This is a genomic window from Salisediminibacterium beveridgei, from assembly GCF_001721685.1.
In the GTDB taxonomy this organism is placed as follows: Bacteria; Bacillota; Bacilli; order Bacillales; family Salisediminibacteriaceae; genus Salisediminibacterium; species Salisediminibacterium beveridgei.
On the sequence record NZ_CP012502.1, the window covers coordinates 850,070 to 874,737 of the forward strand.

Consider the following 24,668-nt stretch of genomic DNA (forward strand, 5'->3'; position numbering starts at 1 on the left):
GCGTTTGATTCCTGCTGTTTCGTGGAATGGTCGCAGTAAGGCACCGATAAATTTCTACTACACATTACGTTCTGTTTAGCATACAATAGACGTAATGCAGCAGTTAGTTAACTGCATCACAACTGCATACCGATTTCCGGTGTCGCATCATGATTTCAGAAAGTTGGCACGCGATCGAACAACATTTTCGAAGGAGGGATTGCTTATGCAACAGTTACCTTTAGGAAATATCGTTCTATCCGTAGCTCCCGACTTAATGAACTTGTTAACTTCGGAAGAACGGACGCTAGATATCGTTTTACGAAACGGAGTGGAAACGTTGAAAACCAGTGATGTGAAAGAAATCCTGGAAGCAGTGATCCAACGTTCGATGAATCATTCATTATATCAGTAAGCAAACTAATCAATTGTAAGAGGAGATTCTGATGAAGGAAATTCATTTAAAGCTTCAGGGTAAAATTAAACGATTGACAAACAGCACGTTTAAGTTTGATGAACGGGTCGGTGAAGGTTGGTTTTCGGCTGTTTATTTTCTGAAAACCAAAGAGATTGCCGCAAAATATAAACCGGACAATATCGTGACGATGCAGTTTTTTCAAAAGCAGAATGCGGTGGTGTGCGGTACAGATGAAGTTCTGGCACTTCTTGAAACCTTCGCCGACCAGCCTGAAGAACTCGAAGTCTACTCGCTTGAAGATGGTGACAAGATCGAGCCTTTTGAACCGGTTTTGAAAGTGACCGGTCCTTATCAGCACTTTGGTTACCTCGAAGGCGTCATCGATGGGATTCTCGCAAGGCGTACATCCGTTTCGACCAACGTCTATGAAGTGGTGAAATCTGCGCAGAGCCGGATTACTGATAAGCCGGTGATTTTTATGGGTGACCGGGATGATCATTTCATGATGCAGGCTGGCGACGGCTATGCAGCATTTATCGGGGGATCCAAGGCACAGGCAACCCACGCCATGCATGAATGGTGGGGAAAAAAAGGAATTGGAACGATGCCGCATGCCCTCATCCAGCTGTTTGAAGGCGATCTGGTGGAAGCGTGCCGGGCATACCGTGACACCTTTCCGGAGGATGATCTGTTGGCACTTGTTGATTATAATAACAATGCGATTGAAGACTCCTTGAAAGTCGCCCGTGAATTCGGGAATGATTTGAAAGGTGTCCGTCTGGATACATCAAATCATATGGTTGATGCTTATTTTGCCAGACATCCCGAAGTTCTCGGTACATTTGATCCAAGAGGTGTGAACCCGGAGCTTTTGTTTGCGCTTCGTAAGGCTTTGGATGACGAGGGGTATCAGCATGTGAAAATCGTTGCTTCCGGTGGATTTGACGCAGAGCGCATTGCCCGGTATGAAGAGTTGGGCGCACCGGTTGACATGTACGGAATAGGCAGCAGCTTGTTGAAAATACATATTGGTTTCACTGGCGATAACGTGTCCTTAAACGGAAAACATGAAGCAAAAATGGGTCGGGTTGAACGCTACAACAGCCGCCTTCAGAAGGTTAAACTCGGAGTTCATCAAGAGAAATAACCGATGTCTGTTTGAATCAGACTCAGTTTCAAAGAAAGAGGCGTATGATCAATGGAACGAAAAAAAATGGAATTTGTCATCGACCATGAGCGTGTGCTTCAGGAACAGGAAAAGCGTATGATGCGGCTCTTTCATGAGCTTTATGAAGAGTTGTTTCTGTACATTGAGCATGATACAAATCTGAGGGAAAAAGTACGGGCAAAGCATACCTACCGTTATCGAACCGGGCTCCCGGATCATTTTCCTCTGCCGGATGAAGAGCAGATTTATTTTGAAAACTGGTTTGCCTTTGATTACATGACGGTAACAGGTGCAAGGATTTTTGATTTGTTCATTCGCAGCCAGCAAGGGCTCTTGAGCCGGCATATGCTCGAATTAGCAGGGGTCTTAATGCTGATGCATCTTCAGCCCGTCCGAGTGCATTCAGTGGATTCGGAAATGGCAGTCTTATCACCCGCTTTTAATGATGACAAACGTTGGGAAGTCCGAACCCATCTGAATCAGTCGCCTCTAACCCCTGGTGCGCTGGTGTTTGCGCGCATTACCCAGCTGGGGGCAACGCGAATGATCGTCGGACCAGCATTTACGATTTCTGAAGAACATGAAACGGAAGTGCTGGAAAAGTTAATCAGTGTTTATGATCAAGGTGACAGTTCATTCAGGAAATATATGAAAGAGTTCGGCATCGATTTTCGTAAATACGCTCTTTAACGCATGGACGATAGTCTATGCGACTTTTTTTTGCTATAATAGACAACGCATCACAAAAAATGCGAACTACGAACGATTGATTTGAATTTTGGAGGTCAACTATGACGAACTATCATTTTATCGGGATCAAAGGATCCGGAATGAGTGCATTGGCACAAATTTTAAGCGACATGAATTCGACTGTACAAGGATCTGATGTGGATAAAGTATTTTTCACACAGAAACCATTGGAAGAAAAAGGGATACCTATTTTCAATTTTCATAAAGACAATATCCGGGATGGCCAGACTATCGTAGCATCCCCTGCATATAACGAGTCCAATCCGGAAATTAAAGAAGCACTGGACAGAGGTATGGAAGTCCACTCTTATCCGCACTTCCTCGGTGAATTCATTCAGAATTTTACGAGCATTGCTGTTACAGGATCCCATGGGAAAACGTCGACAACCGGACTTCTTTCACATGTGTTAGGGAACGCAAAGCCCACATCCTATCTGATTGGCGACGGGACCGGGAAAGGCGTGGAAAACAGTCAGTACTTCGCGTTTGAAGCATGTGAATACCGCCGGCATTTTCTGAATTATTATCCGAACTATGCGATCATGACGAATATTGATTATGACCATCCGGATTATTTCAGAGATAATGAAGATGTTTTTTCGGCATTCCAGGAAATGGCGAATCAGGTGAATAAAGCGATTATCGCATGCGGGGAAGACGAAGACCTGCAGCGGTTAACAGCGTCTGTGCCGGTCGTGTATTACGGATTTCAAGACGATCATGATTTTTCGGCGGGGAACATGAGTCATGATTCGGCAGGGACGCATTTTGATGTTTTCATCCGCGGTGCATACAGTGAGCGCTTTACAATTCCGGGTTACGGGGATCACAGTGTTCTGAATGCACTGGCTGTGATTGCGCTGTGTGATTACGAATCAGTTCCTCTGAATGAAGTGAAGCAACACCTTGCCTCTTTTGAAGGTGTGAAACGAAGGTTTTCAGAGTCTGATCTCAATGGACAGATTCTGATTGATGATTATGCACATCATCCGAGAGAAATCGCAGCGACGATTGAAGCGGCCGGAAAGAAATACCCTGACCGGAGCATTGTAGCGGTATTTCAGCCGCATACGTTTTCAAGAACGGAAGCGTTCCTTGACGATTTTGCAGCGAGCCTCAATCAGGCAGATACGGTCTATCTCTGCGATATCTTTTCTTCTGCCAGAGAGTTTAAAAGCGATTTGACGATCGGCCATCTGCAGGAAAAAATCCCGAGTGCGAAGTTGATCACAGAAGATGCTACGGCAGTGCTTCGTACACACCATGACTCCGTGATTTTGTTTATGGGTGCGGGTGATGTGCAGAAATTCCAGTCCGCTTATACGAGTGGCTGGCGTAATGGTGATATTCCTGAATGAGACGATGATTGAAAAAAGAGACCCGGGGGTCTCTTTTTTTGTGCCATTATTTCAGGTTATCCGGGTTCAGTCCTTTGAGGTCATCATTGACGAAGCGTCCATTTTCGCGAATTAATTCACCGTCAAAATAAATATTGCCACCGCCATATTCCGGACGTTGAATGTTTACAATATCCCAGTGAATGGCAGACGTGTTTCCATTATCTGCATTGTCATATGCCTGACCGGGTGTGAAATGAAAACTGCCGTCTATTTTTTCATCAAACAGGATGTCCTGCATTGGATCGAGAATGTACGGGTTTACGCCAATGGCAAATTCGCCAATATAGCGTGCACCTTCATCTGTATCGAGAATTTCGTTGATTTTCGTGTTATCCGAACTGACTGCGGAGATGATTTTTCCGTTCTCAAAAGTGAACCGGATGTTTTCGAAAGTGGTTCCCTGATACGGTGAAGCCGTGTTGTAGGTTATGGTCCCATTAACAGAATTCTTTACTGGCGCTGTATATACTTCACCATCCGGAATGTTGAGTTTCCCGGCACATTTCACAGCTGGAATGTCTTTGATTGAGAATGTCAGATCCGTACCTTCACCGGTAATCCGAACCTGGTCGGTAGCGTTCATTCGTTCTACGAGCGGGTCCATCGCTTTATCCATTTTTGCATAGTCGAGGTTACAGACATTGAAATAGAAATCCTCGAAAGCTTCTGTACTTTTTTGCGAGAGCTGGGCCATGGAGGAATTCGGATACCTCAGAACGACCCATTTTGTATGAGGGACGCGTATTTGCCGATGTACCTTTGTGCCAACAGTCTGCTGGTGCAAGCTCATTTTATCTGATGGCACGTCACTCAGTTCATTGATGTTATCTCCCGATCTCAGACCAATATAGGCATCCATCTCTTTCATCACGTCAGCCTCAAACTTTGCTTGCATTTCCTGTTGCTCTTTTGTGGCACCCATCAGGAGTGTCCGGTTTATGCTCGGCTCTTTAAGGGAAAGAAATGGAAGAGCCCCTGCTTCATAAGTTTTTTCGATTAATGCTTTGACCAATTCTTCTTGAACACCGAAGTTTTCGATGAGAATTTTCTCGTCAGGCTTCATTTCGGTAGAGTAATGAATCAGATTACCGGCAAGTTGATTGATTCGTGGATCTCGCATCATAAAGGCCTCCTTCATAGTCTTTGACTGGCTTTGGCACCAGTCAATCTGTCGATTTCCATTCTACAGGAGGGGAGATGGGAGCGCCACCCTTGAGATTAACAAAAAAACTCCATAAAGAACGCTGTCAAGCAAACGCTGCAATGGTATACTGTAAACAGGAACCAGCAGAATCGATAAAAAAGGAGATGACAACAATGGAATGGTTAATGTATGTGAGTGTTGCGATTATTGCGATTGCATTTGCAGTCCTGGTCTTTTACATCATCCAGACACTCTTGTCTTTGAAAAAGACAATGGAAAATATCTCTCACACAGTTGATGGGATGAAGTCACAGGTAGATGAGATTTCAAAGGAATCGACTCAGCTGTTACATAAGACGAACGAACTGACGGAGGATCTTCAGTATAAATCAAATACGCTGAATTCCGTGTTCCATGCGGCTGAAGATTTGGGTCATTCATTTCAGAAGCTGAATGGTTCACTTCGGAAAGTGAGCGAAACGGTGTCTAAGCAGGCAGATGATAATGCAGAGGATGTGGCAAAGGCTGTGAAGTGGGGCAGTGTCGTCATGTCATTCTGGCAGAAATGGAAAACAGAGAAAACAACAAAGCAAGCCGATCCTGGTAAGGAGGCGAACTGAAATGAGCGATAGTGGCAAAGGCTTCATCTTAGGTGTGGTGGTTGGCGCTGTAGCCGGTTCGACGGTCTCGCTGCTTCTCGCACCAAAAACAGGTCAGGAACTGAGAGAAAATATTTCTGAGCAGGCAAAAGTAGCGAAAGACAAAACATCGGACTTTACGCAGCAAGCTGCTTCTTCAGCGAAAGAAACGACCTCTCATTTGGCAAACCGTGTCTCAGATCAATCTTCACTGCTTGTTTATAAGGCGAAAGATCTGTCCCGTTCACTTCGAAGGGATATGAACGAATTGACGGAATCTGCCGATTCATTGATGGATGATGTTCAAGGTCTGAGTGACGACATTGCCGCATCGGTGAAAAAAGAAGTGGAAGATCTTCAGCGATCTGTTGAACAGCTTGTAAAAGAGGTGGAAGAGCGGGAGCGGAAGAGAAATGAGGATACGGAGGGAAGTTGAAGATGAGACTCCAAAAAATAATGGACTGGGAAGATCTGAAAGCCGCTACCAGACAAAAAGGGAAGCTGTTTGTGTTGAAGAACAGTACAACCTGCCCCGTGAGCCGTGAGGCAATGGATGAGGTGCAGAAGTATGCAGAATCATTCGTTGGTGGGGAACCGCCTGTGGTCTATTTGAATGTGCAGGAAGCCAGGGAACTCTCAAATCAGATTGAGGATGCCTATGGTGTGAAACATCAGTCCCCACAACTTTTGCTCATTGAAGATCAGGCTGTCAGCTGGAATGCCTCGCACTGGAAAATCACACAAAAAGCATGTCAACAAGCATTTGAGAGATAATATTTCTCACCATTCTTCCGTACATCCATCTGGATGCGCGGAAGTTTTTTAATCCTTTAGCAACGTTTAACCTTGCTAAAGGATTCAAGTATAATTGCAACTAAGGATTTCGCCAAGATTTCTTTATATTTCATAGGAATCTTTACGTTCGTTACAGGCTAAAAGCAAAAGGAGAATGAAACCAAAAGAAAAACCTGCACTCCGTAGAAATGCAGGTCTGAAATGCACATATTCATTGCCAGTTCAACTTCAGCTGATCGCCATGGTTGATCGGTGCTGAAAAAGACGTTTCCTGATCATTTTGCAAAATCACCGGTTTTACATGGTCGGAAACGGACGGTTTTTTAACCTGAACTTTGGCAAAGACGTCCTGAAAAATAAATGACACATTTTGACGTTCCTTCAGCTCAATGCTGTCGCCGTCTGATAAAGAGGTAGAGAGAGCTGCTGGTTCTCCGTTTAATGTGCAATCAAAGAGTGCTTTTTCCAACCGCACGGGTTCATCATTGAATGTAACGAGAATCTCCCGATTGGGGTAATCGTATTTCTGCAACAAGACATCTTCAATCGTGAATGATTTCTGTGAAGGATTTTTCACTTCAATGGTATCGCCGCGTTTCACCGGTCTTGTCAAAAGTGCAGGTTCACCATTGACCAGATATTCCGGCTGCTCTTTTTGCAGACGTATCGAATGATGATTGGCAGTTACTTCAATGTTTTTAACCTGCTGAACAGCAGCCTGAACACCGGGCTGATTCAAGATTTCTTCAAGATATTGCGGAACATGCATGTCGAGCTGGTCGCGATCATGAAGTACATCATCCATCCTGGCAATCTGTCCATTGATCAGAAGCTCCGGTTCGACGGTATAGCTATCCCCGTTCAGTTCAATCGTAAACGGTTCGGGAATTTCGAGTACATCACCTGCTGTGGCCAATGCATCTTTTCCACTTTTGCCTTTTTCAACATGAATGACGTCACCGTCAGATAAAGGATCGTCCAAAGAACAGATCTCGCCGTTCTTCAGCAGGTTCGGAGGTGTCCCGTGTTCACCGGGGATCGAAACGACCCGGCCATTGACTTTCACCATAATCGCCATTCCCGGTTTGCCGAAGAGTTTGTTTAATTCGACACCGCTCGATACGACCCCGTCGCCAACAGTCAATTTTTTGATATCAAAAAGGCGAACGGTCTCTTCGTTGACGCGGATACTGATGTATTCCACCGGATTTTCCCTCGCTGCAATGGCGATGCCGATGGGGGTCACCAGTTCAGGTGTCGGTTCAAATGCCTGTTCAAAAGTCAGCGATTTGATGGCATCAATTCCTCGAATCGCAACCCGGTTCGCAGGGAGTTCCAATCGTTCAGCGATTTTTTCAGGGAGTAAAGGTGTCAAACTGCCTCCACCGACGAGCATCACAGCTTTTGGGATCCGACTGTTCAAATTCAATATTTCGGCACTGATCTGATCGGCCAGATGATTGATAGCCGGCAGAACAGGTGCAATGATTTCATCACGGGTCATACTGGTTTCGATGCCAAGAATGTCCTCAATCAGCACTTCGTCTTTGTCATTAAGCTGCCGCTTCACATTCTCTGCCTCAGGAAAGTCGAGCAGGAATTGATCACTGATCGCTTCGGTGATTTCGTCTCCGGCGTTTGGAACCATGCCGTATGCTGTAACGGTTCCATAATCGGTAATCGCAATATCCGATGTGCCGGCTCCGATATCTACCAGTGCTACGTTCAGTCTTCGCATGGATTGTGGAATCAGGACATTGATTGCTGCGATCGGCTCAAGTGTCAAGGCTTCGAGAGATAAGTTTGCGCGGTGTAAGGCTGCAATCAGTGATTCTACAACAACTTTCGGCAGGAATGTTGCAATCACTTCGACAGCAGCTTTATTCCCTTTTTGATCTACAAGGCTACCGATTTTCTGTTCATCCAGATGATAGTCGATGACAGAGTATCCAACACAATAGTCGTTCGCCTGGCCGTGTGAGCCCGTATCTGAACTGGCGAGCTTGAATTGCGCTTTCTGCACAGCACTGAGTTCGAGTGTCAATAATGATTCGCGGTCAAAGATCGGTTTCCCGGTAATATCAAGCTCTTCCATCGCCCGGACGGTTTTTAATGAACGCCCTGCAGCAGCTACACAGACTTTTCTCAGTGTTCCATGTTTCGCTTCGAGTTGTTCTTTTACATATGTAATGGACTTGGCAACTTCAAGGACATTATGTATTTGCCCATCGAGCATGGAGCGTTCAGTATGTTCTTTACTGAAAACATCCACCACATGATAACCATTATCGGTTTCTTGAATGATCAATCCTACGACCGATCTTGTTCCGATATCCAGGCCAAAAATAAATGGTCGGGTAGCAGGTTGCGTCATTTTTTTCCCACCTTTCCGTGTCTTCTTTCATTATACATGATTCCCGTCGCGTTGCATCCTGCAGGAATCATTCTTTTTGATTAAACGCTTTAACGCTTAAAAGCGTTTAATTATTAAAGAAAAAAGGGGTGACATTCTCCTGATCATAAGATATAATAAATCCTAAATCGTTAAGAAGCGATGGATCACAAGGATTGAGAGGAGATTTTCAAATGGGAAATGAACAGTTGGAAGAGTTGAGAGGCCAGCTTGATGACGTGAACGAGAAGCTGGTGGAGTTGATGAATGAGCGGGCGCATCTGGCACAGGAAATCGGCCGTGTGAAAAGCAGCCAGGGAATGAATCGTTTTGATCCTGTCAGAGAACGGAAAATGCTCGATATGATTCAGGAGAAAAATCAGGGGCCATTTGAAACAGGAACACTTCAGCATTTATTTAAACAGATCTTCAAGGCGAGCCTTGAATTACAGGAAGACGATCATCGTAAAGCACTTCTGGTATCCCGGAAGAAACATCCGGAAGACACCATTGTCGATATTAATGGGACAAAACTAGGCGGCGGAGAACAGCATTTGATCGCCGGTCCATGTTCCGTAGAGAGCTACGAACAGGTAGATGCGGTAGCGAAAGAATTGAAAGCGCAAGGATTGACCCTGATGCGAGGCGGGGCTTACAAACCGCGTACGTCACCTTACGACTTCCAGGGACTCGGTGAAGAAGGCCTTAAAATTCTTAAAGCAATTTCAGAAAAATACGGCTTGTCCGTCATCAGTGAAATTGTCACGCCTGGTGACATTGAAAAAGCGGTTGAATACCTGGATGTTATCCAGATCGGTGCACGGAACATGCAGAACTTCGAACTGCTTAAGGCAGCGGGGAGTGTGAATAAACCGGTTCTGTTGAAACGAGGTCTGTCAGCGACCATTGAGGAATTCATTAATGCAGCAGAATACATTCATTCAAAAGGGAACGGCAACATCATTCTTTGCGAACGAGGTATTCGAACATATGAAAAGGCAACAAGGAATACGCTTGATATTTCAGCAGTACCGATCTTAAAGCAGGAAACGCATCTTCCGGTCTTTGTGGATGTGACACATTCCACTGGACGGCGTGATCTTCTTCTTCCAACGGCGAAAGCAGCACTTGCAGTTGGTGCGGATGGCGTAATGACTGAGGTTCATCCGGACCCGGCCGTTGCATTGTCTGACTCTGCCCAGCAGATGGATTTCCCACAGTTCAGCGAGTTTATGAATCAGCTTGAATTGTCCGGATTGTATAAGTCAAAAAAGACAGCAACCAAATAATACATTACTACGCGGAGCTGAGTTTTTTCAGCTCCGTGATTTTTGGTGCGAAGGAAAGAACGTTTAGTAACGCTGGTGTGATTAGGTAAGCAGGACAAGCACTCCGTTAATTTGAAAATATGGTGAAAATCGCTTTTCTGAAGTGCTGACTGATAACAAACGTACAAAAAGAATCGAAGTTTTCATGAACCTTTTTGCTTATTCACTTATCTTTTTGCAGGACAATCCGATATAATGGACGAAAGGCGTTTGCATCGCGGTTTCACTTGTCGTATTATATGCATACATAGACTTTTATGAAAACCATTTAATGTTAAATAGAGGAGGCAATACAAATGAACATCACAATTTATGACGTGGCACGAGAAGCAGGAGTATCCATGGCCACGGTGTCAAGGGTTGTAAACGGCAATCCGAATGTCAAACCGACAACAAGAAAAAGGGTGAACGAAGCAATAGAGCGTCTTGGCTACCGACCAAATGCAGTAGCAAGAGGGTTAGCGAGTAAGAAAACGACGACTGTAGGGGTTATTATTCCCGATATTTCAAGTATTTTTTTCTCGGAGCTTGCCCGCGGGATCGAAGATATTGCGACCATGTATAAGTACAACATTATCCTTTGTAATTCAGATCATAATAAGGAAAAAGAAATCCATCTGGTTAATACGCTGCTCGAAAAACAGGTGGACGGAATTGTCTTCATGGGCAGTGAGATTACCCGTGAGCTTGAGGAAACCTTTAAGTTATCCCCTGTACCGATCGTTCTGTCGGCAACGATCGATGATCACAAAAAGCTGCCTTCGGTAAACATTGATTATGAACAAGCTGCTTACGATGCGGTGAAAGCCCTCATAGATGAAGGGCACGAACATATTTCCATGTTGACAGGTACATTGGAGGATCCGATAAACGGTTATATGAAATTCTCCGGATATAAAAAGGCCCACCTCGATGCGGGCCGCGAAGTGAATGAAGAATACGTGTTCATTGGCGATTATACGTATGATTCCGGTTTGGAAGCGATGGAAAAAATCTTAAAACTCAAAACGCCTCCAACGGCGATTTTTGCATCAACTGATGAAATGGCGCTGGGACTTATTCACGGTGCGCAGGATAATGGCAAATCTGTTCCGGGTGATTTTGATGTGATCGGTTTTGATAACACCCGACTGGCCACGATGGTCCGTCCGACTTTATCAACAGTTGTTCAACCGATGTATGATATCGGAGCTGTATCCATGCGATTGTTAACAAAGTACATGAATAAAGAGAACGTGGAGGAACATGCTGTACTTCTGCCCCACCGGATCGAATACCGGCAATCTACCGGGTTTCATCACAAGGACTGAGACCTGACAAATCATTTTCACTAGATAAAGCATAAACATCACAGTGGGGTTAGGGAGAGGATTATGAAAAAATTTGATTTACTGACACCTGTTGGGATATTAGTTGGCATGACCGCAGTGCTGCTCGCGATTTACGTCAATGAAGCCGGGGACGGATCGATTCTTGACTTCGTTCAGGTAGCTTCTTTACTGGTTGTGTTTGGTGGTTTATTTGGCGCATTGACGGTCAATTTTGCAACCACGGATCTCAAACTTGTTCCACGGGTATTTAAAGAGACGTTTCAAACAAAAGAGAATGATTTGGAACAGCTGATCGATACATTTGTGGATCTCTCCACCAGGGCACGTCGTGAAGGGCTTCTTGCTTTGGAGGCTGGCCTGGAGGATGTGGATGACCCTTTCATTCAAAAAGGGGTGCTTCTTGCAGTGGACGGGATCGAGCCGGATATCATCAAAGACATTATGATGGCGGAAGTTGTCGCAATGGAAGAACGTCACCGGAAAGGCCGCAGCATCATCGAGAAGGCTGGAGAGTATGCCCCGGCATGGGGTATGATCGGGACATTGGTTGGTCTTGTCTTGATGCTTCAAAACCTGAACGATCCTTCCACACTCGGCCCAAATATGGCGATTGCACTTTTAACGACTTTATATGGCACGTTAATGGCGAATCTTGTCTTTTTGCCGATGGCAAATAAACTTGAACTGAGCACGGAAGAAGAAGTCTTCCGTAAACAGGTGGTCGTCGAAGGGGTGATTGGCGTCCAGTCGGGCCAAAATCCTAAAATCCTTCAAGAAAAGCTTAGTGCCTTCCTTCCGAATCACGTGAAAGATAACAAAGACGAAGACTCGGAGGAGTTGGGACAGGATGAATAGAAAGAAAAAGCAAGGGCCAAGAGGTGCACCGAAATGGATGGTGACCTTTTCCGACCTGATGACGCTGATTCTCGTGTTCTTTATTCTGCTCTTTTCCATGTCAGTAGTGGATGCCAACCGGTTTGAAGCGATTGCGGATTCGTTTCAGGAACGGGCGATCTTTGATTTTTATCCGTCTTTAGTGCCGTTTGACAATCCTGCAGAGGATCGGGATGTTAAGGATGATCCGTTTGATGCGGACGTGGATCCATTTGAATCTCACATGGAAATGGATGACGAGGAGATCAGTGAACAGCTTGATGTCTTACTTGAAGAGGTCAATGAGTTTATCGAGGAGAATGAATTAACAGAGAATATCTCGGCTACCCGTGATGATCGCGGAGTAGTACTTGTTCTTCAGGAACAGGCACTTTTTGAAACAGCACGTGCTGAAGTTCTTCCGCAGGCAGAGCCGTTCCTCGAAAAAGTCGGGACCCTGATTACCACCATTCCGAATATGGTGAAGGTAGAAGGTCACACAGACAGCCGACCGATTAATACGTTTCAATTTCCTTCTAACTGGGAACTTTCAGGTGCCAGAGCGAGCAGCGTCATACGCTTTGTCCTCGATAATTTTGATGTGGATGAGGAACGCTTTTTGGCTGTTGGATATGGGGAAACCCGTCCAGTGGCACCGAATACCACACCGGATAATTTGCAACAGAACCGGCGTGTTGTGATCGTTATCTCTGATCCCTCTCAAGACGGGGACGAATTATTTTAATATTGAGAAGACACCGCTGACAAAGGGGTGTTTTTTTCGTTCATGTTGTTCAGTCCAATGTGATATAGTGGAAGTAATAACGAGGATGGAAGGTGGGTTGCCGATGAAACACCGCAAAAAATACCATTCGATCACAGTGAAAGGCAAAGACGGGCAGGAATACCTTGTGGAAGGGCCAATCTCGAAAGAGACGCTTGAAGCCTGTGAATTTGATGAAGGACTGGTAGCTTTCAGAAAACCTGAGCAACAGAGGAAAGCACTTTTGGAAGTGATGGATTTACCGGAAAGCAGAATCGTGGTGGCCAGACAAGGTGATCTGATTGTAGGATATGCGACTTATCTGTTCCCGGATCCTTTAGAACGGTGGTCTGAAATACAGTTGGAAAATCTGCTTGAATTAGGTGCGATTGAAGTCTCTTCAAGATACCGTGGTGCAGCCTTGGCAAAGCATATTCTTAAAGTTTCCATGATGGACCAGACGGTGGAGGATTACATCATCATCACAACAGAGTATTACTGGCATTGGGATTTGAGAGGAACAGGTCTTTCTATTTGGGAATACAGAGATATTATGGAGAAAGTAATGAAATCCGGGGGATTGGAATGGTACGCAACAGACGATCCGGAAATTTGTTCTCATCCAGCCAACTGTTTGATGGCGCGAATTGGGAAAAATGTCTCTCCATCGGATGTTCATGAATTTGATCGTGTACGATTTAAACATAAATACATGCTTTGAAACAGATAGAAGGGGAGAGTGATATCATGAATGTAAGCGATATCATGGTGAGAGATATTAAGACTGCAAAGCCGGATCTGTCAACGGGAGATGCCCTCGAATACATGAAAGCTATGCATATCCGGCATCTGCCGGTAGTGAATGATGCTGGCGAGTTTGTGGGGATTGTCTCGGATCGGGATTTAAAAGATGCGGCACCTTCGATTTTTGACAAATCACACGAAGATTTCATTTATGTACCCATTTCAAAAGTGATGATAACCGATGTCATTACGGCGTTGCCACTCGATTTCGTTGAAGAGGCGGCGTTTACGATGGTGGAAGAAAATATCAGTTGTTTACCAGTTGAAGAGGACGGGAAACTCGTAGGCATTATTACCGAAACCGACTTATTAAAAATTCTGGTGAAACTGACCGGCGCATCTCTTCCCAGTTCACGACTGGAGGTGGAGGTCAATGATGAGAGCGGTCATTTATGCAGAGTTACTCAACTGATTAATGAACACAAGATGAACATTCAAAGTGTATTGTTGTATCCGTCCCCGATAGATAATAAGAAGAAAATTCTTGTGTTTCGCATTCAGGCAATGGATATGAGACCTCTGCTTAACACGTTGAAAGAGGAAGGTTTTCATGTAAAATGGCCAAAAGATCTGGAGTTGGGCGTATGACAGATGAACACGTATTTATTTTTTCACCAGAACAACTGAATTACCGATTTCATGAGGAACATCCCTTCAATCAGAAGAGGCTATCCATTACGAATGATTTGTTATTTCATCTGGGTGCACTGCGTCCGGAGGACATAACCCCAGCGCGGGAAGCAACGATTGAGGAATTGCTGCTCGTGCATGATGAGGAATACATTCAGGCGGTTTTGAATGCCAGTGAGGGGCAAGTCCGATCTTCCTATAGAACGGCCTTCGGAATTGGGACGGATGATACACCTGCTTTTCCAGGAATGCATCAGGCTGCAGCCTGGCTTGTTGGTGGGACACTCGAAGCCGTGGATCAAGTGTTTGCAAAAGGGAAAAAACATGCCTTGAATCTTGGTGGAGGTCTGCATCATGGATTCAGAGGCAGAGCTTCAGGCTTTTGTATTTATAATGACAGTTCAATAGCGATTGAATATATGAGAAGAAAATACGGGGCCAGAGTATTATATGTCGATACCGATGCCCATCACGGCGATGGGGTGCAATGGGCGTTTTATAACGATCCGGATGTGTGTACCTTGTCGATTCATGAGAGTGGGCGCTTTCTGTTCCCTGGAACAGGTAATGCGAATGAGCGTGGTCATGGTGATGGTTACGGAACTTCTTTCAATATTCCACTTGAAGCCTTCACTGAGGATGATTCTTTTATCCACGTTTACAAAGAAGCGATGCGAGAGATTGTTGCTTCGTTTAAGCCGGATGTCATCCTGACCCAAAATGGTGCTGATTCCCATTACTATGATCCATTGACGCATTTATGCGGCACATTAAAGCTTTATCACGAAATTCCACGAATTGCGCATGAATTGGCTCATGAATATTGTGAGGGGCGCTGGATTGCAGTAGGCGGTGGAGGCTATGATATCTGGCGGGTCGTGCCACGGGCCTGGTCAATGGTCTGGCTTGAGATGTCCGGGCAACGACACCTCCAGAAAAAGGGGATCCCAAAACAATGGCTTGAGAAATGGCAGACGGAATCCCCGGTAACCTTACCTGAAGGATGGTTTGACCGCACAGATATGTATCCACATATCCCCAGGCAAAAAGAGATTCAAAAGAAAAACCTCCGTACATTAAAACAGTCTTTGAAAGTGATCGAATCGTCAAGTGAAAACTCAAAAGCTTAAAAATTTATGAAGAAGGGCCCCCTGCAGACATTTCTGCAGGGGGCCTTTCAGCCGGTTTATTCGTTTTCGTCGTCTTCCCTCGTCGCGTCATTGTTCTGATTGTTATTCCCGTTTGAATTAGTATTGTCGTTGTTGTTGGACGTATTCACATTGTCCTCATTGTTGTTATTCGCAGTGTTGTTATTGCCGTCATTATCCTCGTTGTTGTTATTATTGTCATTTTCGTCTTCATTGTTAGTCTCATTATTATTGGTATTACCAGTATTTTCGTTCTGATCATTATTGTTTTCATTTGTGTTATTTTGATTATCGTTGTTATCGTTATCGACCTGATTTGAATCATTATTATCGCTTTCTTCAGGCTCTTCTTCGACCTCTTCCTCTTCCTCTTCCTCTTCCTCTTCTTCAGGTGCAGCATATTCTCCGACAATCACGGGATCAGATTGTGAAGATTCTCGCCCCGATACGTCCACTGCCGTAATGAAGTAGGCACCTTCTCCGGCGCTGTAACTCAAATCATCATCCCAAATGAAGCTTTCCACAAGACTCGGGTCTTGATCTTCTGCCGGACTGTAATAAAGTCGGTAACCAATCACGTCACCTTCGGGGTGCTCAGACCATCTCACAGACGATCCATCTGCAGACCCTGAAGTAACTGCGGACGGGGTCTGGCCATTGTCAGGCGCATCCACATCAGGAACGAGGTCATCCCAATCATCTGGCAGGTACTCTGTAATATCGCCATCTGCAAATTCAAAATACTCTTCTTTTACGGATACACCCGGTTTTGTAAACTCTTCCGGAGTCTCATCCAATGATTTATATAATTCGTCATCGATTCTGACATACCGGACCCGCTCAAGACTGTCATCCTCATCAGTCGGAGCAAATTCAGAGTTAAACAGATCGGTAAACACAAGGCCGGCTTCGCGGCAAAGATCGGATGGCAATTTACCGGATATCGCACAAACGGATTGTTCAACGATGCCGCCTGGTGAAGACTGTTGCTCAGATGGACCGATTAAATCCGGATCGATCTCGTAGGCGGCATTCATCAGCTCCGACCAGAGAATCTGGTTTCGGATACTGTAGCTGATGCCGCTGGAATGATCTTCTATATTCGCGTTATTATCATAGCCAATCCAGGTGCCCATAGTCACATTGGGATTCAAAGCAATGAAGAGTGCATCGCGGACACCCTGAGACGTACCGGTTTTGCCGGCCCAATCGGCATCGACATTCAGATAATTTGGCAGGTTACCGGCTGTTCCACCGCTGCCGTAAATGACATCACGCATAACGTCATACATCAGGTAACTGGTCTGTGGTGAAACGACTTCCACTTCCTCGGGTTCATGTTCATAAAGCACTTCCCCGTCGAGGCTTTTGATGGATTCAATGACATATTGTTCATTTCTGACGCCGTCATTGGCGTATGTCGAAAAAGCACTGACCATTTGATCCAGACTGAAATTATCAGTTCCCAATGGGAGACTTTCAAACATATTGTCCATATTTTCATAATAATCGAGCCCGAAATCGACAAACATATCTGACCCAGCTTCCCAGTCCATGTTATAAAATTCGCGGACTGCCGGCACGTTCCGTGACCGGACGAGCGCTTCTCTTGCAGTCATAATCCCGCGGTGGGTGTTATCAAAGTTCGATACTGATTTATCATCTTCTGATTGATAATCGTAAGGTGTATCAGGTGCCAAAATCGCCGGTTGCAGAGCACCGGTATCAAAGCCTAATGGGTAGGTAGACAGTGACTTCATCGTTGACCCTGTTTGACGTCCGGAGAAACCGGAGTTCTTAATCGCACGATTGGTCTGACGGGCTTCGAAGTCACGGCCCGCAACAAAACTCAAAATCGCACCGCTTGAATTATCGATCAGGACAGATGCACCTTCTTCTGGTACTTTCCATGGACTGCCATCATCCAAGGTTCCGAAGGTTTCTTCTGCTCCAAAATATTCAAATTCAGCAACAACTTCCTGCTGGGCGTCATACATGTCTTTATTAATCGTGGTGTGAATTTGATAGCCATCGCGTTCTAAGGAACGTTCTGCCAACTCTGTATAACGGTTGAAGAGGAGCTGGCGCTGATCATCATCTTCCACCTCATCGAGATCGATATCTTCTTGTTCAAAGAGGATTTCACGGATCACCGGGATCGCGTATTCCTTGGCCGTTTCCAAGACCCACGGGTACTGCTCGCGGCTTGAAGGCTGACTTTCACGGAGTTCGTCCTCCAGGTTGAAATCCAATGCACGGTCCCGCTCTTCAGAAGTGATATAGCCGGCCGAATACATTCTGTTCAACACGGTATTCATCCGACTGAGCCCTGCACTGAGGTCTTCCTTTATTTCCCCGCTTGAAGTGAAAGGTGTATAGGCAAAGGGACTCTGCGGCAGGCCGGCGATATAGGCCGCCTGCGGCAAACTGAGTTCACTTGCAGAGACATCGAATAGACCTCTTGCCGCTGCTTCCACCCCGGCCACCTGTCGGCCGTTCGTGTTTCGGCCAAACGGTACGATATTCATGTAGGCTTCCAGAATATCCTCTTTTTCGAAATGATGCTCCAGCCGCATCGCATACAGAATTTCGATGGCCTTGCGGTCGTGGGTGACTTCACTTGTGAGCAGCTGGTTTTTGATCAGCTGCTGGGTCAGGGTACTACCACCGGTTTGGATTGCAGCATTGGAGAAATCCTGATACAGGGCACGGAACAATGCTTTTGGCACCACACCCTCATGTTCAAAGAAATACTCATCCTCTGTGGCGATGACGGCATTGATTAAATGATCGCTGATATCATCCAGTGAAGCTTCCCGTCTGTCCAGTGGACTCGGTAAATCCCCCAATAATACATCGTCGGCAAAATAAACTTCTGAAGCTTCTTCATAGTTATAGATGCTTTGCTCCATCTCTTCAAATTCCGGTATGGGTTCATTCTGAACCAGGGAAGCAAAATAGCCTGCAGCTGCACCTCCGGCAAATGCACCGAGAATCACAGTGACCGTTATGAATAACAATAAAATATTCCAGGCTACTTTGGTCGTGATTCTGATCCCTTTTATAACAACCTGCGGCTCTTTACGAGAGAAGATCCGTCGTATCGATGAGAAAAATTCATTCATTATCGTCAACCTCCTAAATTTCAATCATATTATAGCACAAACACGCTCCCGGGAATAGAGATCGAAGAATGAGTATTGACACCGAATCAGAAATTGTGATATAAATTGATTTATTATCTCACATAGTTGAAATGATCCAGGATGAAGACGGAGTAGTCAAACTCTCCCTGCCAAAGAGAACCGGTGGTGCTGTGAACCGGTGCAAAGAGTAAGACGAATTACACCTTCGGAGATCGGCAGCGTATGTCTGCCCGCCAAAACAGGCGTTATGAAATGAAGAACGGTTCCGGTATTTTTTTGTGGAACTGTATTCAAGGGTGGTACCGCGAATATTCGCCCCTTGCTTTCGATATGGAAAGCAGGGGGCGTTTTTTTGTTCTCCTAAGCAAAGAGTATAGAGGGAGTTTTCTATACATTATTCAGACATGGATCAGGTTTCAGTGTTGATTACTCAGAAGAGGTGAAAAAGATGAATTTAATTGAAGATCTGACCTACAGAGGTTTGATGCACCAAGTGACAGATGAGGAAGGCTTACAAGCCTTACTCGAAAAGGAACAGGTCAAGCTTTACTGTGGCTTCGATCCGACGGGCGACAGCCTGCATATCGGGCATTTGCTGACAATCCTGATGCTGCGGCGCTTCCAGCTGGCAGGGCATAAGCCATTTCCGCTTGTCGGTGGGGCTACAGGACTGATTGGTGATCCGAGTGGAAAGAAGGCGGAACGCACATTGAACGAACAGGAAGTTGTTGAGGGCTTCGTCGCTAAAATTGAAGGACAGCTCCAGCGGTTTCTCGATTTTGATGGGGAGAATGCCGCAGAGATGAAAAATAATTATGACTGGCTGGGATCGATGACACTGACGGATTTCCTCCGTGATGTCGGTAAGCATTTCAGTCTGAATTACATGCTGGCAAAGGATTCAGTGGAGTCCAGGATTCAGACTGGTATCAGTTTCACGGAATTCACTTACCAGATTCTGCAGTCGTATGATTTTCATAAACTCTATACCGAAGAGGGTGTGAAACTTCAGATTGGCGGCAGTGACCAGTGGGGAAATATTACAGCCGGGCTGGAACTGATCCGCCGTTTATCCGGGGGAGAAGAAGGCGAACGTCCCGATGCCTATGGATTTACGATTCCACTGGTAACAAAAGCAGATGGTGAAAAATTCGGAAAGTCTGAAGGTGGAGCGATTTGGCTGGACCCGGAGAAGACGTCACCTTATGAGTTTTATCAGTTTCTCTTGAATACCGATGACAGCGATGTGATCCGCTTTTTGAAATACTTCACGTTCCTTGAACCGGATGAAATTAATGCTTTGGAAACCGAGGTGCAGGAACGCCCGCATGAACGTGTTGCCCAAAAGCGGCTGGCAGAAGAATTAACGCGCTTTGTTCATGATGATGCGGCATTGGTAAAAGCACAGAACATAACGGCTGCCTTGTTTGGCGGAGGGGACTTATACAGCCTGACGGCAGATGAAGTGTTGGAAGGATTCAAGGATGTGCCAAGCTTCACCGTAGAACAAGAAGCAAATGGCCTCATCGATGTACTTGTGAATGCTGGTGTTGCGTCGTCCAAGCGTCAGGCAAGGGAAGACATCAACAACGGGGCCATCTATTTGAACGGTGAGCGTTGTCAGGAGATGGAGAAGGAACTGACGGAAGAAGATATGATCGACGGCGCCTTTACGATTTTGCGCCGGGGTAAGAAGAAATTCTTCTTGATCCGCTACAAGTGACGAAACGGCAAAACCCTGCAGACCTGATAGATCTGCAGGGTTTCGTCATGCTATGCGAGTTTTTCCATGAATTCATCGGGATCCGGGCCGAAATGAAGACCTTCTTCGAGTTCAGCCAGTTGACCGAGGTCAACGGGATCAAGGTGAAAATCAAAGACGTCGGCATTCTCAATCATTCGTGCCTTATCAGCTGACTTGGGAATGGTGACAATGCCCTGATCGAGGTCCCAGCGGATTAGTATCTGGGCAGGTGATTTGTCATGTTTTCGCGCGATGTCAAGAAGAACCGGATCATCAAGTTTTTTGCCTTGTGTCAAGGGACTCCAGGCTTCAAGCTGAATGCCGTGTTCGAGGCAGTAGGTGTGCAGTTCTTTTTGCTGAAGCCAAGGGTGACACTCCACCTGATTGACGGCAGGCGTGATTCGCGCATCGGCCATGAGATCCTTCAAATTTCCGATGGTGAAATTACTGACACCAATCGCTCTGACTTTTCCTTCATCATAGAGATCCTCCAATGCGCGCCACGTCTCTTTGAATTTCCCTGGAACAGGCCAATGGATCAAATACAGATCGAGGTAATCCGTCTGCAGTTTGTTCAGACTGTCATGAAATGAACGAATGGTCTGATCATACCCTTGGCTGTCATTCCAGACTTTGGATGTCAAAAACAGATCTTCGCGGGGAATCGGTGAAGCTTTGATTCCCTCACCAATGCCCGCTTCATTTTGGTAAAATGATGCGGTGTCAATGCTCCTGTAACCTGCTTCCAGGGCAGTCGTGATGATGTCTTTGATATCACCGCTTTCTTGTGAGCGGAACACACCGAGTCCTAACCAGGGCATTTCCACACCATTGTTCAGCCTGATGGTTGAGCTTAAATCTTTCACAACGTTTCACGCTCCTTAGTTGTTTTATATATCCACACAATCTACACCCCTTTTGACAAACTTCGACACTCTCTAATGAAAAGTGATCAGCCGGCCCCTGAAATGTCAGAGTCCGGCTGATCGTTTGCATTAAGTTCTGATATCCCGCTTTCTAAAGCCAATCAGCCCAGCCGCCATCAGTGAAGCTGCGATTAATGAAGCGATGATCAGAGGCATGGCGGTGATGTCTTCGATCGGTGCCTGTGGGATATGACCGAATGGGGACAGCTGATTGGTCCATTCGGGAAAGTCGAGAAGCGTCCCAAGGTACAGGACAAAGAAGGAGTAGAACAGATAGGCCCAGACGAATGAGGTCCACTTCGGAAACACACCTGTCAAAAAAGCGGCCAGACCGACCATAACAAGCGTTGCCGGAAGATAGGCCATGAAGGCTTCGGTTAAGGTACCCAAGGCGATCCCTTCGTCCATGGAGAGATCCGCAGCGATCCAAAAACCGAACATGGCCGTATAAAGCATGATTGCAGCATTCATACAAGCGAGCAGAAGGTGACTGCCCATCAGTGAGAATCGTGATACCGAGCGGGCCAGTAACTGTTCGATCCGGTCCTTCTTCTCCTCGCTGCGCAGTTTGTTCATCGCCATCACAGGCGGGATCGTTGCCATGATGGACATGATGACAATGAGCAGGGGAATAAACTGTTCGATCATGGAATACCCTTCTTCACTGAAGAGCATCTGCTGATACAGTTCATTGCCTTCAAAAAAGGAATCCATGTCCCCCATGACAGACCCGTAAGAGATACCGAGAACGAACATCGCCAAAAGCCAGTAGAGAAACCCGGCCCGCTGCAGTCGCCATGAAAGACCCAGAGAACTGGTAAGCAGAAAAGACGCATGCCTGCGGCCGCTTCTTGCAGGGAGGAAACCTCTCTCCATATCGCGAATCGATAAAAGCAGGTTGGCAACAATAAATAAAATGACAGAGACACCGATCATCAAAAGAACCGGCCACCAGTGATTCCCTGAAAAAGCCTCGGTTTTCGTGGCCCAGTCGAGGGGGGAGAGAATGGACAGTGCCTCGTTACTGATGTCTGTGATGCCCCGGAACAAGTAGCCGCCTAACAGGAGGGCAATGGCCAGACCGATGGTGCCCCGGGACGTTTCAGCCAATTGGGCAGAAACAGCTGTGACGCCTGCGAAAACGAGAGCTGTGCCTCCAAGTGAAGCCCCGTACAATAAGGACCCTTCCAAAGTGATCGTATCAATACCGAGGGCATAAAGCCCGAAACCCGTGACAAGTGCCAAAGCGATACTCGTCAATGTGATCACCAACAGCGCGGCATTCAGATAACTTAAGCGCCCGGTGGGCAGGGAGCGGATCAGTTCAATCCGTCCATCTTCTTCATCCCCACGGGTATGACGGGCTAATAGCAGGATACTCATCAACCCGGCGACGACGGCAGTCATTAACAGCATCTGATGCGTTGTCATGGCACCCACTGTATAATTCTCCAGGTCGCCGTGGCCGACCATCGCGATCATGGCCGGGTTCTCCATCGTCTGTGCCATGGCATCGCGTTCCGCCTGGCTTTCGTAGAGACCTTGGAAAGCGACAGGGACAATCAAGGTGAAGAATGTGAAGGCAATCAGCCAGACCGGGATTTTAAACCGGTCAAGCCGGGCAATAAACCGGGTCAGCCGCCAGGTTTTGGCAAAGCGGTGATCGCGCATCAGCCTTCACCCCCGGACCCCTCATAGTGACGCATGAAGACATCTTCGAGTTTAGGGGGCATACTTTCGAGCTTCACGATCCCGAATGGGGTGATATGCCGCATGACGGCATCAATCTTCTCTGTATCCGCTTGAAAGACATAGCCCGCTTTCTGTTTATCCGGGTTGTGGACCCCCTCAAGCGTCTCCAATCCAAAGAGGGGATCTTTCGTTTCGATGTAAAACTGTGTTCGCGTTAAGTGCCGCATATCTTCCAGTGTACCCGATTCAATGATGCTGCCATCACGGATGATCGCGATGGTGTCGCATAACCGTTCCACTTCCGAGAGAATATGGCTCGATAACAGTACGCTGCTGCCTTTTTCTTTCGCTTCCATAATGCAGTCGTGGAAGACCTTTTCCATTAACGGATCCAGTCCGGATGTGGGTTCATCGAGAATGTAGAGATCCGCTTCCACGGAGAAAGCCGCGACGAGTGCCACCTTTTGCCGGTTACCCTTGGAATAGGTCCGGCATTTTTTTGATGGATCGAGCTTGAACCGTTCAATCAGTTCATCCCGCCGCCCGTTTTTCTGACCGCCCCTCAGTTCGATGAAGAGGTCGATGACTTCACCACCGGTCATATTCGGCCACAGGTTCACATCTCCGGGCACATAGGCAACGCGTTTATGGATCTCCACGGCATCAGACCAGACATCCTTGCCAAAGATGGTTGCCTGTCCTGAATCAGCTTTTAAAATCCCGAGTAATACCCGGATAGCGGTCGATTTCCCGGCACCGTTCGGACCGATAAATCCGAGGATTTCCCCGCGGTTCACTTCCAGATGAATGCGATCCAGTGCCTGTACATCGCCAAATGCTTTACTGAGATCATTAACGGTAATGAGATTCATCATCTTTCACTCCTCATCGGTTTTGTGATAGAAACTGGTTTTCAAGATTTGTGCATAAGCTTCCCAATCGGCCATCAGTTCGGGTCCGACATTTTCAAATGTTTTCATTCTGCTGCGGTTTTTCTCGGCAAAGCCCATCATTGTCCAGTTGAGGATTTCCACGGCCCGGTTCACATCGATTTCAGGTCTGAATAACGACCAGTCAATATTGATGTACAGCTTCTCGAAGCCTTCTTTTTGGATCTGTTCAATTTTTTTATGACCTTCATCTTTTACTTCAGCTGATGTTTCCGTGAAAACGGAAGTGAGAAAATCAAAGCTTTCAGGGTAGTTTTTTTGAATATCGAGTTTGGCAAAACTGATCTGGGTTAAACGTTTAAACAGATCTGTCTCTTCATAATCAATGGCATCAAAAACCCGCTTGACGTCTTTTCTTGTATGTTCAATCAAAAAGAAATACAGGTCTTTTTTGTTCTGGAAATAATAAAACAAGGATCCTTTTGAAATACCGGCGTGTCTGACGATATTGTTGGTGGATGCTTTCACAAATCCATTGTCGACAAACTCCTTCATGGCAGCATTGATAATGCGTTCTTGCTTTGTGTAAGCCAGATTGTAAAAAGCATCATTCATACATTCCACCTCGGTCCATTCAAATTGACCAACCTGGTCAATTTCATTATATTCCAAATGACCGGGTTGGTCAATAACGGAAATAACGAAAAAA

At 46.1% G+C, this 24,668-nt stretch carries 22 protein-coding genes and 1 other annotated feature; of the genes, 15 read left to right on the top strand and 7 right to left on the bottom strand.

Translation table 11 applies throughout. The annotated features are described in order from the left end of the window. Positions 1–205 precede the first annotated feature (205 nt). From BBEV_RS03820 to murC, 4 genes are all read left to right on the top strand, one after another. Positions 206–394: a hypothetical protein gene (locus BBEV_RS03820; protein WP_069364252.1), complete on the top strand. Its 189-nt coding sequence runs from the start codon at positions 206–208 to the stop codon at positions 392–394. 31 nt (positions 395–425) lie between these two features. Further along, entirely contained in the window at positions 426–1,544 is a 1,119-nt protein-coding gene (locus tag BBEV_RS03825; protein WP_069364253.1) for a nicotinate phosphoribosyltransferase, read from the top strand. Between the two features lie 51 nt (positions 1,545–1,595). Further along, positions 1,596–2,255 (top strand): hypothetical protein, encoded by a 660-nt coding sequence (locus BBEV_RS03830; RefSeq protein WP_069364254.1) that lies wholly within the window; start codon positions 1,596–1,598, stop codon positions 2,253–2,255. A gap of 101 nt (positions 2,256–2,356) precedes the next feature. Continuing rightward, on the top strand, positions 2,357–3,673 hold the full coding sequence (gene murC / locus BBEV_RS03835) for a UDP-N-acetylmuramate--L-alanine ligase (RefSeq protein WP_069364255.1): 1,317 nt from the start codon (positions 2,357–2,359) through the stop codon (positions 3,671–3,673). 46 nt (positions 3,674–3,719) lie between these two features. Here the strand turns inward: murC and BBEV_RS03840 are convergent, their stop codons facing one another. Next, positions 3,720–4,835, bottom strand: coding sequence for an aminopeptidase (locus tag BBEV_RS03840; protein WP_069364256.1), 1,116 nt, complete (start codon positions 4,833–4,835; stop codon positions 3,720–3,722). A 197-nt stretch (positions 4,836–5,032) separates the two neighbouring features. Between BBEV_RS03840 and BBEV_RS03845 the strand changes: the two genes are divergently transcribed. From BBEV_RS03845 to ytxJ, 3 genes are read left to right on the top strand one after another with little or no spacing between them, the layout of a single operon-like run. Then, positions 5,033–5,479, top strand: coding sequence for a DUF948 domain-containing protein (locus tag BBEV_RS03845; protein ID WP_069366584.1), 447 nt, complete (start codon positions 5,033–5,035; stop codon positions 5,477–5,479). Position 5,480: 1 nt separating this feature from the next. Next, positions 5,481–5,933: a YtxH domain-containing protein gene (locus BBEV_RS03850; RefSeq protein ID WP_069364257.1), complete on the top strand. Its 453-nt coding sequence runs from the start codon at positions 5,481–5,483 to the stop codon at positions 5,931–5,933. Positions 5,934–5,935: 2 nt separating this feature from the next. Next, positions 5,936–6,271, top strand: coding sequence for a bacillithiol system redox-active protein YtxJ (gene ytxJ, locus BBEV_RS03855; RefSeq protein WP_069364258.1), 336 nt, complete (start codon positions 5,936–5,938; stop codon positions 6,269–6,271). 232 nt (positions 6,272–6,503) lie between these two features. On the opposite strand, the gene BBEV_RS03860 is transcribed toward ytxJ, so the two are convergent. After that, the gene (locus BBEV_RS03860; protein ID WP_069364259.1) at positions 6,504–8,666 is read right to left on the bottom strand and encodes a cell division protein FtsA; all 2,163 of its coding nucleotides are present in this window, start codon (positions 8,664–8,666) and stop codon (positions 6,504–6,506) included. 212 nt (positions 8,667–8,878) lie between these two features. On the opposite strand from BBEV_RS03860, the gene BBEV_RS03865 reads away from it, so the two are divergent. The 7 genes from BBEV_RS03865 to BBEV_RS03895 all read left to right on the top strand — a co-directional run bounded on the left by BBEV_RS03865 (position 8,879) and on the right by BBEV_RS03895 (position 15,543). Next, entirely contained in the window at positions 8,879–9,973 is a 1,095-nt protein-coding gene (locus BBEV_RS03865; protein ID WP_069364260.1) for a bifunctional 3-deoxy-7-phosphoheptulonate synthase/chorismate mutase, read from the top strand. Between the two features lie 335 nt (positions 9,974–10,308). Further along, entirely contained in the window at positions 10,309–11,322 is a 1,014-nt protein-coding gene (gene ccpA, locus BBEV_RS03870; protein WP_069364261.1) for a catabolite control protein A, read from the top strand. 63 nt (positions 11,323–11,385) lie between these two features. After that, the gene (gene motP, locus BBEV_RS03875) at positions 11,386–12,198 is read left to right on the top strand and encodes a flagellar motor protein MotP (protein WP_069364262.1); all 813 of its coding nucleotides are present in this window, start codon (positions 11,386–11,388) and stop codon (positions 12,196–12,198) included. Then, positions 12,191–12,961 carry a flagellar motor protein MotS gene (gene motS / locus BBEV_RS03880; RefSeq protein WP_069364263.1) on the top strand — a complete coding sequence of 257 codons (771 nt, stop codon included), beginning with the start codon at positions 12,191–12,193 and terminating at the stop codon, positions 12,959–12,961. Before motP ends, motS begins: the two co-directional genes overlap by 8 nt. 103 nt (positions 12,962–13,064) lie before the next feature. After that, a complete protein-coding gene (locus BBEV_RS03885; protein WP_069364264.1) occupies positions 13,065–13,700 on the top strand; it encodes an acetoin dehydrogenase in 636 nt (211 codons plus the stop codon). A gap of 26 nt (positions 13,701–13,726) precedes the next feature. Next, the gene (locus tag BBEV_RS03890) at positions 13,727–14,371 is read left to right on the top strand and encodes a CBS and ACT domain-containing protein (protein WP_069364265.1); all 645 of its coding nucleotides are present in this window, start codon (positions 13,727–13,729) and stop codon (positions 14,369–14,371) included. Further along, on the top strand, positions 14,341–15,543 hold the full coding sequence (locus BBEV_RS03895; RefSeq protein WP_324609547.1) for an acetoin utilization protein AcuC: 1,203 nt from the start codon (positions 14,341–14,343) through the stop codon (positions 15,541–15,543). The genes BBEV_RS03890 and BBEV_RS03895 overlap by 31 nt, the downstream gene beginning before the upstream one ends. Positions 15,544–15,599: 56 nt before the next feature. Here the strand turns inward: BBEV_RS03895 and BBEV_RS03900 are convergent, their stop codons facing one another. Further along, positions 15,600–18,686, bottom strand: a complete 3,087-nt coding sequence (locus BBEV_RS03900) for a transglycosylase domain-containing protein (RefSeq protein ID WP_069364267.1) — start codon at positions 18,684–18,686, stop codon at positions 15,600–15,602. 129 nt (positions 18,687–18,815) lie between these two features. Next, positions 18,816–19,030: a binding site (T-box leader), on the top strand. Positions 19,031–19,155: 125 nt separating this feature from the next. Here BBEV_RS03900 and tyrS point away from each other — a divergent pair. Then, on the top strand, positions 19,156–20,430 hold the full coding sequence (gene tyrS, locus BBEV_RS03905; protein ID WP_069364268.1) for a tyrosine--tRNA ligase: 1,275 nt from the start codon (positions 19,156–19,158) through the stop codon (positions 20,428–20,430). Between the two features lie 50 nt (positions 20,431–20,480). Here the strand turns inward: tyrS and BBEV_RS03910 are convergent, their stop codons facing one another. The 4 genes from BBEV_RS03910 to BBEV_RS03925 all read right to left on the bottom strand — a co-directional run bounded on the left by BBEV_RS03910 (position 20,481) and on the right by BBEV_RS03925 (position 24,574). Then, on the bottom strand, positions 20,481–21,317 hold the full coding sequence (locus tag BBEV_RS03910; protein WP_069364269.1) for an aldo/keto reductase: 837 nt from the start codon (positions 21,315–21,317) through the stop codon (positions 20,481–20,483). 129 nt (positions 21,318–21,446) lie between these two features. Then, a complete protein-coding gene (locus BBEV_RS03915; protein ID WP_069364270.1) occupies positions 21,447–23,048 on the bottom strand; it encodes an ABC transporter permease in 1,602 nt (533 codons plus the stop codon). Beyond that, positions 23,048–23,941 carry an ABC transporter ATP-binding protein gene (locus BBEV_RS03920; RefSeq protein ID WP_069364271.1) on the bottom strand — a complete coding sequence of 298 codons (894 nt, stop codon included), beginning with the start codon at positions 23,939–23,941 and terminating at the stop codon, positions 23,048–23,050. The genes BBEV_RS03915 and BBEV_RS03920 overlap by 1 nt, the downstream gene beginning before the upstream one ends. A gap of 6 nt (positions 23,942–23,947) precedes the next feature. After that, positions 23,948–24,574 carry a TetR/AcrR family transcriptional regulator gene (locus tag BBEV_RS03925; RefSeq protein WP_069364272.1) on the bottom strand — a complete coding sequence of 209 codons (627 nt, stop codon included), beginning with the start codon at positions 24,572–24,574 and terminating at the stop codon, positions 23,948–23,950. Positions 24,575–24,668: the final 94 nt, after the last annotated feature.